We start from the raw sequence: 13,265 nt of genomic DNA on the forward strand, positions 1-13,265 counted from the left end.
CGCCCGGCGCCGGCCCCGCTCAACGGCCGGTCCGTTCGACACGGGCCGAGCGGGCGTCCTTGCGGACCTCGAAGCGGACCGGGATGCGTTCGGCCAGCGCCGGCACGTGGGTGACCACGCCGACCATCCGTTCCCCCCGGGCGGCCAAATTCTCAAGCGTGGCGGCCACCGTGTCGAGGGTGGCCGCGTCGAGCGTGCCGAACCCTTCGTCCAGCACGATCGACTCCAGGCTCGCCGCCGTGGTGGACATCCCGGCGAGCTGCTCGGAGAGCGCCAGCGCCAGCGCCAGCGAGGCCTGGAAGGTCTCCCCGCCGGACAGCGTCCGCACCCCGCGCCGCAGCCCGGCGTCGTGGTGGTCGACCACGAAGAACTCGCCCTTGTCGTGCACCAGGTCGTACTGGTCGCCGGAGAGTTCCCGCAGGATCCGTGACGCGCCGTCGACCAGCAGGTCGAGCGCCTCGGCGAGCAGCCACCGCTCGAAGTTGTTGGCCCGCAGGTGCCCGGCGAGCGCGCGGGCCACCTGAGCCTCCCGCTCGTACCCGGCACGTTGCTCGCGCAACTCGCCCGCCTGCTCCCGGCGGCGGGTCAGCTCGCGCAGCTCCGCCTCGGCCCGCTCGAGCGCGACCGCTGCGGCCCGGACCGGATCGTCGGTGGCCGGCACCCCGGCGGCGGCGAGGAGCCCGACGACGCGCTCCTCGACGGCGGCCACCTGGGCCTCCGCCCCGGTCACCGCTGTCACCCGGGCGGCCCGCTCGCCCCGCCGGCGTTCCGCCTCGGTGCCGGCCCAGTCGGTGAGCGCGGCCCAGGCGGCCGCCACGTCCTCCCGGTCCGCGGCGGGCGGTCCGAAACGCGCCAGGCCGTCGCGGGTCGCGTCGAACGCCCGCCAGGCCGTGCGCAGGCGCTCCTCGGCGGCGTCCACCGCCGCCCGGGCCCGCCGGGCGGCGTCCCGGCCGGCGCGTACCGCCGCCGCGGACTCCTCCAGCTCCCGGCGCAGCCGCGCGTGCTCGTCCAGCTCCCGCCGCAGCGCGGCCGGCTCGGCGGCCCCGGCCAGCTGGGCGTCCAGCTCGGTCAGCCGGGCGTCGAGCTGCTCCTGGCGGGCCCGCGCGGCGACGAGCACCCGTTCCAGGTCCCGGGCGGCGCCGTCCCGCTCACGTACCGTCGCCCTCGCCGCCTCGCTGGCTGCCCGCGCCGCCTTTCCGGCCGCCACCGCTGCGGCCACCGCCGAACCCGCGGGCACCGCCGGCACCCGGGCCACCTGCTGCTCGCAGACCGGGCAGGCCGCCCCGTCCCGCAGGTGCGCCCGCAGCGCCACCGCCTGGTCGGTCGCCTTGGCCTCCTCGTGCGCGCGGAACGCCGCCTCCAGGTCGGCCTCGGCCCGCTCGGCCGCCGCCCGCGCCTCGGCCAGCGCCGTCGCGGCCGCCTCGTGCTCGGCGTGCGCCGCGCTCACCGCAGCCCGGACCGCCGCCGCCTCGCCCGCCAGCTTCTCCCGGTCGGCGTACGCCTTGAGCTGCAGGCGCAGCGCGCTCTCGTCACCGGCCGCGGCCAGCTCACCGCGGAGCTTCTCCTCCCGCTCCTCGGCCAGGGCCACCACCGCCGCCGCCTCCTCGGCCCCGGACCGCGCGGCCGTCACCGCCCGGGCCACCTCGGCCACCCCGTCCGGTGCGTGCACCGCGTCCAGCACGGCCAGGTCCGCGTCGAGGGCGGCCAGCGCCGCGCCCGCCTCCCGCGCCGCGGTGCGCGCGGCCTCCCGCTCGGGTACGGCGTCGCTCACCGCAGCGGTCAGCTCCCGCATCCGGTCCACGCCTGCGGACGCCTCCGCGAGCGCCGCGTCGTCGACGCCGGCGAGCCCGGCGAGGGCCTGATCGACCGCCTCGAACTTCGCCTCGGCCTGGCCGGCCCGGGCCGTCGCCCGCTCCCGGACCTGCTCGTACACGCCGAGGCCGAGCAGGTTGACCAGGATCTGCTGCCGGGTCGCCGGCTTGGCGTGCAGGAAATCGGCGAACTGCCCCTGCGGCAGCACCACGCAGCTGGTGAACTGCTCGTACGGCAGGCCGACCGCCGCCAGCACCGCCTCGTCCATCTCGGCGGCCGTGCCGGCCAGCACCTCGCCGAGGTCGTCCGGGGTGAGCCCGGTGTCGAGCTTCACCGGGTCGAAGCCCGGCGGCATGAGCTGCAGGCCGGCGCCCGCCGTCTTGACGTTGCCCCGGCTGTCCCGCCGGACCACGCGGGTCGCGACGTAGCGGTCGCCGGCCGACTCGAAGACCAGGCGTACCCGGGCCTCGGTCGCCGACGGGGCGAGCGCGTTCGCCAGCCCCCGCGTGCCGCCCCAGCGGGGCACCGTGCCGTAGAGCGCGAAGCAGATCGCGTCCAGCACCGTCGACTTGCCGGAACCGGTCGGCCCGACAAGCGCGAAGAAGTCGGCGTCGGTGAAGTCGATGGTCGTCTCGTCCCGGAAGACGGTGAACCCGGCCAGGTCCAGTCGCATCGGCCGCATCAGTGCTCGACCTCCTCGAACAACTCGTCGAAGAGCTCCCGGACGTCCCTGTCGTCGTGGCCGCGGCTGTCCAGGTAGTCGGCGAACAGCTCGCGCGGTGACCGGCCGGCCCGCTGGGCGACCCGGGTGCCGCTGCCCGGCGCGGGCACCAGCTCCGGGTCGATCCGGATCTCCAGGGCGCGGGGAAGCAGCTCCTGCACCTCCTCGCGCAGGCCGGCGCGGGGTTGCTCCCGCACGAAGACTCGCAGCCAGGCGTCCGGGGCCTCGAACTCGGCGAGCTGCGCGAGCGTGCCCCGCACCGTGCGCAGCGCGGCCGCGGCCGCGACCGGCACCTCCCGGACCTGGGCCGCCGTCGTCGCGGTCACCTCGACCACCGTGACGGACGGGACGTTCTCCTGCTCACCGAAGTCGACGGCCAGTGGGCTGCCGCTGTAGCGGATCGGGCAGGCGCCCTGGACCCGCTGCGCGCGGTGCAGGTGGCCGAGCGCCACGTAGTGCGCGGTACCGGGGAAGACCGTCGCCGGCACCGCGTAACCCAGCACGGTGTGCGCGTCCCGCTCACCGCCGCCGGCCGCCGCCCCCACCACGGTCAGGTGGGCGGTGACCAGGTGCACCCGGTCCGGCTCGGTGAAGCTCTCGGTCAGCCGGGCGAAGATCCGGCCGAGGTGGTCGGCGTACGTCTGGGTCGCCTCGGCGGCGGTCAGCTCGTACATCTCGACGGCGCGGATCGCGTACCGCTGGGAGAGGAACGGCAACGCGGCCAGCCGCCAGCGCTCGCCGCCCGCGGTGGTGCCGTCGATGACGTGCTCGTCCGGGCTCTCCCGGACACCGCCGCGCAGCGTGATCCCGGCGGCCTCGGCCCACGGGCGCAGCGCGTCAAGCGCCGGGCCGTTGTCGTGGTTGCCGCCGATCGCGACGACATCGGCGCCGGTGCGGCGCAGCGCGGTCAGCGCGCGGGTGACCAGCCGGGTCGCCTCCGGGGTGGGCGCCGCCGTGTCGTACAGGTCGCCGGCCACGATGACCAGGTCCGGCCGTTCCTGCCGGGCCACGTCGATCACTCCGGCGAGGACGGCCTTGTGCTCCTCGGCGCGGGACCTACCCTTCAGGACCTTGCCGACGTGCCAGTCGGAGGTGTGCAGGATCTTCACCGGTGGACCACCTCAGAACGGGATGTCGTCGTCGCCGGTGCCGCCGGACCCCACCACCGCGAACGGGTCGGCCGACTGCGTGATCGACCGGAGGGTCTGCGACGGCGCCCGGCCCGCCTCGGAGACCCGCGTCGCCCAGGCGGGGAACGGGAACTCCAGGCAGAGCGGCACCGGGATGTCGGGCTGGTTGACGAACATCGTGCCCGGCTTGGCGAGCAGCGCCCGCTGCCGTTGAGCGGGTGGGAGGAAACCGTACTCGGGGCGCGACGCCTCGGCCGGATCGAGCCGGCCGACCACGCGGATCGCCGAGTTGGTGACGATGCGCCGCTCCACCTCGCTGGCCGTCTGCTGCGCGCCCACCAGGATCACACCGAGCGACCGGCCCCGCTCGGCGATGTCCAGCAGGACCTCCTTGATGGGTGAGGAGCCCTCGCGGGGGGCGTACTTGTTGAGCTCGTCGAGGACGACGAACAGCAGGGGCTTGGCGGTGCCGGCCTTCTCCTTGCGCTCGAACTCGCTCTTGAGCGTCACACCCACCACGAAGCGCTGCGCCCGGTCCGGCAGGTTGTGCAGGTCGACCACGGTCACCTGGGCGCTCTCCGCCGTGTTGATGCTGTGCGGGCGCCGGGTCGCCAGGTCGCCGCGGATCAGCCGGGACAGGTCCTTCTTGCTGCCGATCAGCCGGCGGGCGAACGCGTTGACCGTGCCGAGGCCGACCGCGCTGCCGGCCCAGTCGCCCCGGGTCTCGTCGTCGTTGAGCTGCTCGACGATGTGGTCCACCAGGTCGGCGTACGTCCCGAGGCGCACCCCGTCGATGCTGACGCCGCCGTCGGCGGGCTGCGCGTACCGCGCCAGGTGGGCGGCGACCGAGTGCACGACCATCGTGTACTGCTGGCGTTCGTCGTCCGCGTCGGCGAACACGTACGGCAGGAGGCGGTCGGCGCAGAACTCGGTGAGCGTCCAGTAGAAGCTGTCGACGCCGCTGAGGCGGCTGCTCACATCCGGCGTGCCGGAGGAGTCGCCGACCCGGGGCGGCGCGTACACGCGCACGTCGGGGAAGGCGCCGGCGCTCAGCCCGAGCTTCGCGTACCCGGCCCGGGTGGGGTCGTCGAGCCGGGCGTTGGGGTGGTCGAGGAACAGCAGGTCCTCGCCCTTGACGTTGAAGATGAGCGCCTTGGCGTTGACCGCGTCGCCGCCGAGCACCCCGGAGCGGAACACCGAGTAGAGCAGGAAGGTGGCGAAGCTCGTCTTCGTCGCGACACCGGAGATGCCGGAGATGGAGACGTGCGCGCCGCGCGTGCCGTCCAAGAAGTCGGCGTTGAGGTAGACCGGCACGCCGTCGCGGCCCATGCCCATCGGGATGCGGCGTTCCATCCGGTCGAAGTGCAGCGCCCGGGCCCGGGCGTCACCCTCCGCGCGGTGCACGACGGCACCCGGCGAGGGCGGCACGTACAGCTCCGGGTCGACCCGGGTGGTGGTGATCTCGGCGGCCTCCTGCACCTGGGCGGGCAGCGTGCCGTCGGCGATCGCGAAGACGTCCGAGTCGAACTGGGCGCCCTCGTGCCGGGCGCGCACCTGGGTGACCACGCCGGCGATCGTCACCGGCTCCCGGTCGGGCAGCTCGCGCCGGGTCACCACGACGTCGTCGAGCTGCAGGTAGCTGCCGGGGGAGACCGCCGTCCAGAACTGCAGCGGGGTGGCGTCGGCGGTGCCGAGCACCCGCCCGACCTCGTCGCCCGGGCCGGCGGAACCGTCGTCGGTCATCGGGCAACTCCGCGGTGCTGGTGGTCAAGGTCGGCGCGCACGCCCTGCATCCTGCCCGAGATGTACGACAGGCCGCCACGCGACGCGGCGGACACCACGCGCCTTCGTCGGGGCGACATCGCGCCGTGACCCGGCGGCCACGGACGGTCGAGGCCACAACTTCGGGGAAGATGCTGCCTCGCGCGCGATCGAGGCAGCATCTTCCCCGAAACTGCGGGCGGGTGGCGGGCGGGCCTAGTCGCGGGCGTAGCGGAGCATCAGGGTGCCGTCTTCGGCGGCGAGCACGTGGCGTAGGGGCAGGTGCCGGACGGGGCCGGGATCGCCCGCGGTGATCCGGCCCGGGCCGGGGCCGGCGAGCAGGGGCGCGACGGTCAGGCAGACCTCGTCCACGAGGTCCGCGGCGGTGAGCGCGCCGAACAGGTGCGGCCCGCCCTCGCAGAGCAGTTGGTCGAGCCCGCGCCGGCGCAGCTCGGCCAGGCCGGTGGCGAGGTCGACCCGATCGGCACCGCAGGTGACCACGTCGGCCACGTCGGTCAGCCCGGGCGGGACGGCGGCGTCGGCGCGGGTGAGCACGACCGGGCGTACCGGCGCGTCGGCGAAGGCGGCGTGGGCCGGGTCCAGGTCGAGCGAGCCGGAGACGACGACGAGCGTCGGGTACTCGGCGAGGCCGTGCGCACGGCGCCAGCCGCGGCGCCGCTCGTCGAGGCGGACCGCCCGGTAACCCTCGTGGCGCAGTGTTCCGGCGGCCACCACGAGCGCGTCGCAGAGCATCCGCAGCAGGCCGAAGACCCGCTTGTCCGGCTCGCCGGAGAGCCCGGCCGAGTAGCCGTCGACCGTTACCGCGCCGTCGATGCTCGACACGAAGTTCATCCGCAGGTGGGGCCGGTCGGGCCGGCCGTAGAGCGCGGCGAGTGCGGCGTCGTCGAGCGGCCCCGCGGACGGCTCCGGCCAGAGTGCGGCAATCGGCATTCCGACGCTCACTCGCTGGCCGGACCCGTGACCGGAGGGGTCGGCCGGGGGGTACGGTGCTGGCAGTCGCACCAGTTCCGACCCCGACAGTCGTCGTGCCGCTTCGCCCGGCACGCTCGGCAGATCATGCTCGCAGCCTATGCCGAGGGAGGATGGGACAGCATGCCGCGCCAGATCTTCCAGCTGAGGATTTCCCTGACCGGGGTCCGGCCGCCGGTCTGGCGCCGGGTGCTCGTCCCGGGTGGCTTCACCCTCGACCGCGTGCACCGGGTGGTGCAGCACGCGATGGGCTGGCGGGACTGCCACCTGCACTCCTTCGACATCGATGGCCGTCAGTACGCGGAGCCGGACCCCGACGGCGAGCTGTCCGTGCACGACGAGCTGGACGTGCGGCTCGACGCGGTGGTCGGCAAGGGCAGCCGCTTCCACTACACGTACGACTTCGGCGACTGGTGGGAGCACGACCTGCTGGTCGAGGACGTCTTCACCGCCGACCCGGACGAGCGCTACCCCGCCTGCCTGGACGGTGGGCGGGCGTGTCCGCCGGAGGACGTCGGCGGCCCGACGGGCTATCAGGCGTTGCTCGTCGCGCTCGACGGTTCGGCGCACGCCGAGCACCACGTGCTCCGTGAGTGGGTGGGCGCGACCTTCGATCCGGAGGCGTTCGACGCCGGCCGGGTGGGCACCCTCCTGCGCCGCTTCTGCTGAACCGTTTCGCCCCCGGGGCCGGCGTGACCTCGCTGGTGCTGCCGGGACCTGCGGCACCGCGTACTGAAGCGTTTCGATGCAGGTCGCCGGGTTCGGTCAGCCTGAAACTACTTCACCGGTAACGATCTGGGAACGCTCCCATACGTCTATTGACACTCCCGACACCTGCCGGCAATCTGCTTGGGAGCGTTCCCAGGGACGTGACGCGGGTCACCCGCGCGCGCTCCGGAGACCGTCGCCGGACCGTCGGCGCCGGTCAGCGCAGGTACGACACCCCCCACCACACCCGACACAGCCTCACCGAGAAGAGGGGTCAGGATGAGCCTCACCACGCGGCGTTCCCGCCTGGCGGCCGTCGCCGTTGCCGCGGTCACCGCCGTCGGCGGCCTCGCGGCCTGCGGCAACGACGACGACGCACCGACCGAGGGCGGCAAGCCCGCCAAGCTGGTCGTGGACACCTTCGGCGAGTTCGGTTACGACGAGCTCGTCAAGCAGTACGAGAAGGACACCGGCATCAAGATCGAGCTGCGCAAGACCGCGCAGCTCGGGGAGTACCGGCCCAAGCTGGTCCGCTACCTGGCCACCGGCAAGGGCGCGGCCGACGTGGTCGCGCTGGAGGAGGGCATCCTCAACGAGTTCAAGGCCAACCCGCGCAACTGGGTCGACCTGGCTCCGCTGGTCGACGACCACTCCAAGGAGTACCTGCCCTGGAAGTGGGAGCTGGGCAAGGCGCCGGACGGCCGGCTGATGGGCCTGCCGACCGACGTCGGCAGCCTCGCCGTGTGCTACCGCAAGGACCTGTTCTCCGCGGCCGGCCTGCCCACCGAGCGGGACCAGGTGTCGGCGCTCTGGCCGGACTGGAACGGCTTCCTGGAGGCCGGTCGCAAGTACAAGCAGGGCAGTGGCGGCAAGGCGTTCATCGACTCGATCACCGCCGTCTCCAACGGCGTGCTGTTCCAGCAGGGCAACGAGCTGTTCTACGACAAGGAGAACAACATCATCGCGGATTCCAGCCCCGCGGTGAAGGCCGCCTGGGAGACCGCCACCTCGATGGTGGACATCTCCGCCAAGGCGAGCACGTGGTCGCCGGAGTGGTCGGCCGGCTTCAAGCAGGGCAGCTTCGCGGCCACCTTCTGCCCGTCCTGGATGCTCGGCATCGTCGCGGACAACTCCGGTGAGGCGAACAAGGGCAAGTGGGACGTGGCGGCCGTGCCGGGCGGCGCCGGCAACTGGGGCGGCTCGTGGCTGGCCGTGCCGGAGCAGAGCGCGCACCAGAAGGAGGCGGCGAAGCTCGCCGAGTTCCTGACCAGCGCCACCAGCCAGGTGGAGGCCTTCAAGGCCAAGGGCCCGCTGCCCACCAACCTGGAGGCGCTGAAGAACGAGGCCTTCCTCAGCTACACCAACGAGTACTTCAGCAACGCCCCGACCGGCAAGATCTTCGGGGAGAGCGTCAGCAAGATCGAGCCGATCCACCTGGGCCCGAAGCACCAGGCCGTGAAGGAGAACGCGTTCGAGCCGGCGCTGCGGTCGTTCGAGAACGGGCAGGCCAGCAAGGAGAAGGCCTGGGAGCAGTTCGTCAAGGACGCCCAGACCCAGGGTGCCTTCTGAGTGAATTCCCTTCCGGTGGCGTTCGGGGACTACCCGGACGCCACCGGTCGGTCCCCCTACGCGTAGCACCCTGCGCGAGGGCCCCCGGGCCTCGCCGGAAAAGGAATACCCATGAGCGAGCGTCAGCGAGCGAATCGTCACAACAGTGCCCTGCTGCCTGACGGCGGCACGGAGCGAAGTGGAGTGCCGTCATGAGCCTGTCGGCCACGACGGCGCCGCCGTCGCCACCAGCATCGCCACCCCCCGCGACGCACCGGCGCCGCCGGGGTTATCTCCTCAACCGCCTGGATCTCAGGTTCTCGCCGTACCTCTACATCGCGCCGTTCTTCCTGATCTTCGGCTCCTTCGGGCTCTACCCGATGCTGCGCACCGCCTGGATGTCGCTGCACGACTGGGACATGATCGGCGACCACTCGTTCATCGGGATCGACAACTACACCCGGTTGTTCACCGACGAATACTTCTGGAACGCCCTGGTCAACACGTTCGGCATGTTCGCCCTGTCGACCATCCCGCAGCTGCTGCTGGCGCTCTTCCTGGCGAACCTGCTCAACCGCACCATCCTGCGCGCCAAGACCTTCTTCCGGATGGCGATCTTCGTGCCGAACGTGGTCTCGGTGGCCGCCGTGGCGATCGTGTTCGGCATGCTGTTCCAGCGGGAGTACGGCCTGTTCAACTGGCTGCTCAGCTTCGTCGGCGTGGACCAGGTCGACTGGGACGGGCAGACCTGGAGCTCCTGGACGGCGATCGCCACCATGGTCAACTGGCGCTGGACCGGCTACAACACCCTGATCCTGCTCGCCGGCATGCAGGCCATCCCCCGGGACCTGTACGAGGCCGCCGCGATCGACGGGGCCGGGCAGTGGCGGCAGTTCTGGCAGATCACCCTGCCGATGCTCAAGCCCACCTTCATCTTCGTGGTCATCCTCTCCACGATCGGCGGCATGCAGCTGTTCACCGAGCCGCTGCTGTTCGGCAACGGCAGCATCATCGGCGGTGACCAGCGACAGTTCCAGACGCTGGCCATGTACATGTACGAGATGGGCATCGTGAATCTCAACAGCGCCGGCTACGGGGCCGCCGTCGCCTGGGCGATCTTCATGATCATCGTGCTGGTGTCGCTGGTCAACTTCGTACTCGTCCGCCGCACGGCCAAGTGAGGAGAGACCGATGCTCTCGGCTTCCCAGCGCCTGTGGCGCACCAGCCCCCTGACCTACCTGGCGCTCGTCCTGGCGGCCCTGCTGTCGATCTACCCCTTCTACTACATGGTGGTGATCGGCACCCGCAGTCTGGACTCGATCAACGACGTGCCACCGCCGTTGACCCCCGGCGGTTCCTTCGGCGACAACTTCGGTCGGGTGCTCGACAACGACGCGGCCAACTTCCTGACCGGCATGATGAACTCGATCATCGTCTCGTCGGTGGTCACCGTCTCGGTGGTGCTCACCGGCTCGCTTGCCGGGTTCGCCTTCGCGAAGCTGCGGTTCCGGGGCCGCAACGTCCTGCTGCTGTCGATCATCGTGACGATGATGATCCCGACCCAGATGGGCCTCATCCCGCTCTGGGGCATGATGCAGTCGCTCAAGTGGTACGACACCCTCTACGCCGTCACCGTGCCGTTCCTGGTCAGCGCCTTCGGCGTGTTCATGATGCGGCAGTACGCCAGCCAGGCCATCTCCGACGAGCTGATCGAGGCCGGGCGGGTCGACGGCGCCAGCACCTTCCGGATCTACTGGAACATCGTGCTGCCCGCGCTGCGTCCGGCCGCGGCCGTGCTCGGCCTGCTCACCTTCATGGAGACCTGGAACTCGTTCCTCTGGCCGTACGCGGTGCTCACCCCGGAGAACCCGACCCTGCAGGTCTCGCTCTCCTTCCTCTCGTACGCCTACTACACCGACTACTCCCAGGTGTTCGCCGCCACCGCGGTCGGCACCCTGCCACTGGTGGTCGTGTTCATCCTGTTCGGCCGCCAGATCATCGGCGGGATCATGGAAGGTGCCGTCAAGTCGTGAGCAACCCCGCGAGTCCACCCGCCGGCGGCGTCCTCGCCGAGCGCCCGCCGCTGGCCTTCCCGCCCGGCTTCCTCTGGGGCGCCGCCACGGCGGCGTACCAGATCGAGGGCGCGGCGAACGAGGGCGGCCGGACGCCGTCGATCTGGGACACCTTCAGTCACACCCCCGGACGGGTCGTCGCCGGGCACACCGGCGACGTGGCGTGCGACCACTACCACCGGCTCGACTCGGACGTGGCCCTGATGGCCGAGCTGGGGCTGAAGTCGTACCGGTTCTCGGTCTCCTGGCCGCGGGTGCAGCCCGGCGGCACCGGTCCCGCGAACTCCGAAGGCCTCGACTTCTACCGCCGGCTGGTGGACAAGCTGCTGGCGCACGGCATCGAGCCGTGGCTGACGCTCTACCACTGGGACCTGCCGCAGCCGCTGGAGGACGCGGGCGGCTGGCCGGCGCGGGACACCGCCGCCCGGTTCGCCGAGTACACCGCCCTGGTCGCCGACGCGCTCGGGGACCGGGTGCGGTACTGGACCACCCTCAACGAGCCGTGGTGCTCGGCGTTCCTCGGCTACGGGTCCGGCGCGCACGCGCCCGGCCGCTCCGACCCGGCCGACGCCGTGCGGGCCGGGCACCACCTGATGCTCGGCCACGGGCTCGCCGTGCAGGCGTTGCGGACGGCCCGGCCGGACGCCGAGGTGGGCGTGACGGTCAACCTCTACCCGGTCACGCCGGCCAGCGGCTCGCCCGGTGACGCCGACGCCGCCCGGCGCATCGACGCGCTGGCGAACCGGTTCTTCCTCGACCCGCTGCTGCGCGGGTCGTACCCGGCGGACCTGATGGCCGACCTCGCGGCGGTCACCGACTTCGGGCACGTCCGCGACGGGGACCTGGCCACCATGGCCGCCCCGCTGGACCTGGTCGGCGTCAACTACTACAGCAGGCACGTGGTGGCCGCACCCGTCACCGGCGAGCAGCCGGAGGCGTACTGGCGGGCGCCGTCCTGCTGGCCGGGCAGCGAGGACGTCCGCTTCGTCACCCGGGGCGTCCCGGTGACGGACATGGACTGGGAGATCGACGCTCCCGGCCTGGTCGAGACGCTGCGGCGGGTGCACGAGGAGTACACCGACCTGCCGCTGTACGTCACCGAGAACGGGTCCGCCTTCGTCGACGCCGTCATCGACGGCCAGGTCGACGACCCGGACCGGCTCGCGTACTTCGACGCGCACCTGCGCGCCGCCCACGAGGCGATCAGCGCGGGGGTGCCCCTGCGAGGCTACTTCGCCTGGTCACTGATGGATAATTTCGAGTGGGCCTGGGGCTACACCAAGCGGTTCGGGATGATCTACGTCGACTACGACAGTCAGGCCCGCATCCCCAAGTCCAGCGCCAGGTGGTACGCCGAGGTCATCCGACGTAACGGTCTGGCCGCACAATAGGCTCGGGCCAGCCAACCGGGCGGTCCCGGTGCCACCTCGGTGGCGGCACCGGGACCTCCCGACGTCGGAGGAGCAGACGATGACAACGCAGCGCACCCGGTCGCTCGGGCGCCCGACCCTCGACGCGGTCGCCGCGCGCGCCGGCGTCGGACGCGGCACGGTCTCCCGCGTCGTCAACGGCTCGCCGCAGGTCAGCCCGGAGGCCCGGGCCGCGGTGCAGCAGGCGATCGCCGAGCTCGGGTACGTGCCGAACCGGGCCGCCCGGGCCCTGGTCACCCAGCGGACCGACTCGGTGGCCCTGGTGGTGTCCGAGTCGGGCGACCGGGTCTTCACCGAGCCGTTCTTCGCCGGCATCGTCCGGGGTGTCAGCTCCGGGCTGCTGGAGACCCCGCTGCAACTGTGGCTGGCCATGGTCCAGTCGCCGATCGAACGGGAGCGGGTCGAGCACCACCTGACCAACCAGCACGTCGACGGCGTCCTGCTGCTGTCCCTGCACGACGCCGACCCGCTGCCCACGCTGCTCGAGGAGCGCGGCCTGCCGACCGTGCTCGGCGGCCGGCCGGCGCGGATGCTGCAACCCGGTGCCCAGCCCGCCTGCTTCGTCGACGTGGACAACGTCGGTGGCGCCCGGCAGGCGGTCGAGCACCTCGTCGGGCGGGGGCGGCGGCGGATCGCCACCATCGCCGGCCCGCAGGACATGGGCGCCGGTCTGGGCCGGCTGTCCGGCTACAAGGAGGCGGTCTCGGCCGCGCTGGGCGGGGTCAACCCGGACCTGATCGCGTACGGGGACTTCAGCGAGGGCAGCGGGGCCGCCGCGATGCGCCGGCTGCTGGAGGTCTGCCCCGACCTGGACGCCGTGTTCGTGGCGTCCGACCTGATGGCGTTCGGCGCGCTGCGTACGCTCCGGGAGTCCGACCGGCGGGTGCCGGAGGACGTCGCGGTGATCGGTTTCGACGACGCCCCGATCGCCCGGCAGGCCGACCCGCCGCTCACCACGGTCTTCCAGCCGGTCGAGGAGATGGGCCGGCAGATGGCCCGGCTGCTGGTGTCCCGCATCCGGGGCGAGGACCCGGGCACCCCCCACCTCCTCCTGGACACCCAGTTGATCGAACGCGCCAGCACCTGACCCGT

General features: G+C 72.4%; 10 protein-coding genes. 6 read left to right on the plus strand and 4 right to left on the minus strand.

The window, feature by feature from the left end; all coding sequences use genetic code 11:
• Positions 1-19: 19 nt before the first annotated feature.
• The 4 genes from ABTW87_RS08155 to ABTW87_RS08170 form a co-directional block, all read right to left on the minus strand.
• Positions 20-2,494, minus strand: coding sequence for an AAA family ATPase (locus ABTW87_RS08155; RefSeq protein WP_350649696.1), 2,475 nt, complete (start codon positions 2,492-2,494; stop codon positions 20-22).
• The gene (locus ABTW87_RS08160) at positions 2,494-3,642 is read right to left on the minus strand and encodes an exonuclease SbcCD subunit D (RefSeq protein ID WP_350649697.1); all 1,149 of its coding nucleotides are present in this window, start codon (positions 3,640-3,642) and stop codon (positions 2,494-2,496) included. Before ABTW87_RS08160 ends, ABTW87_RS08155 begins: the two co-directional genes overlap by 1 nt.
• A gap of 12 nt (positions 3,643-3,654) precedes the next feature.
• Positions 3,655-5,406 (minus strand): ATP-binding protein, encoded by a 1,752-nt coding sequence (locus ABTW87_RS08165; RefSeq protein ID WP_350649699.1) that lies wholly within the window; start codon positions 5,404-5,406, stop codon positions 3,655-3,657.
• Positions 5,407-5,640: 234 nt separating this feature from the next.
• Positions 5,641-6,387, minus strand: coding sequence for a pyrimidine reductase family protein (locus tag ABTW87_RS08170; RefSeq protein ID WP_350649701.1), 747 nt, complete (start codon positions 6,385-6,387; stop codon positions 5,641-5,643).
• A gap of 150 nt (positions 6,388-6,537) precedes the next feature.
• Here ABTW87_RS08170 and ABTW87_RS08175 point away from each other — a divergent pair, with 150 nt between their 5' ends.
• The 6 genes from ABTW87_RS08175 (at position 6,538) to ABTW87_RS08200 (ending at position 13,260) form a co-directional block, all read left to right on the plus strand.
• Positions 6,538-7,083 (plus strand): plasmid pRiA4b ORF-3 family protein, encoded by a 546-nt coding sequence (locus ABTW87_RS08175; RefSeq protein ID WP_350649703.1) that lies wholly within the window; start codon positions 6,538-6,540, stop codon positions 7,081-7,083.
• A 318-nt stretch (positions 7,084-7,401) separates the two neighbouring features.
• A complete protein-coding gene (locus tag ABTW87_RS08180) occupies positions 7,402-8,691 on the plus strand; it encodes an ABC transporter substrate-binding protein (protein WP_350649705.1) in 1,290 nt (429 codons plus the stop codon).
• Between the two features lie 191 nt (positions 8,692-8,882).
• Positions 8,883-9,851 carry a carbohydrate ABC transporter permease gene (locus ABTW87_RS08185; RefSeq protein ID WP_350649707.1) on the plus strand — a complete coding sequence of 323 codons (969 nt, stop codon included), beginning with the start codon at positions 8,883-8,885 and terminating at the stop codon, positions 9,849-9,851.
• A gap of 10 nt (positions 9,852-9,861) precedes the next feature.
• Entirely contained in the window at positions 9,862-10,704 is an 843-nt protein-coding gene (locus tag ABTW87_RS08190; protein ID WP_350649709.1) for a carbohydrate ABC transporter permease, read from the plus strand.
• Positions 10,701-12,134 carry a GH1 family beta-glucosidase gene (locus ABTW87_RS08195; RefSeq protein WP_350649711.1) on the plus strand — a complete coding sequence of 478 codons (1,434 nt, stop codon included), beginning with the start codon at positions 10,701-10,703 and terminating at the stop codon, positions 12,132-12,134. Before ABTW87_RS08190 ends, ABTW87_RS08195 begins: the two co-directional genes overlap by 4 nt.
• A gap of 79 nt (positions 12,135-12,213) precedes the next feature.
• The gene (locus ABTW87_RS08200) at positions 12,214-13,260 is read left to right on the plus strand and encodes a LacI family DNA-binding transcriptional regulator (protein ID WP_350649713.1); all 1,047 of its coding nucleotides are present in this window, start codon (positions 12,214-12,216) and stop codon (positions 13,258-13,260) included.
• The last annotated feature ends 5 nt before the right edge of the window (positions 13,261-13,265 follow it).

The sequence above is a fragment of the Micromonospora sp. NPDC126480 genome, assembly GCF_040302465.1.
Taxonomy (GTDB): Bacteria; Actinomycetota; Actinomycetes; order Mycobacteriales; family Micromonosporaceae; genus Micromonospora.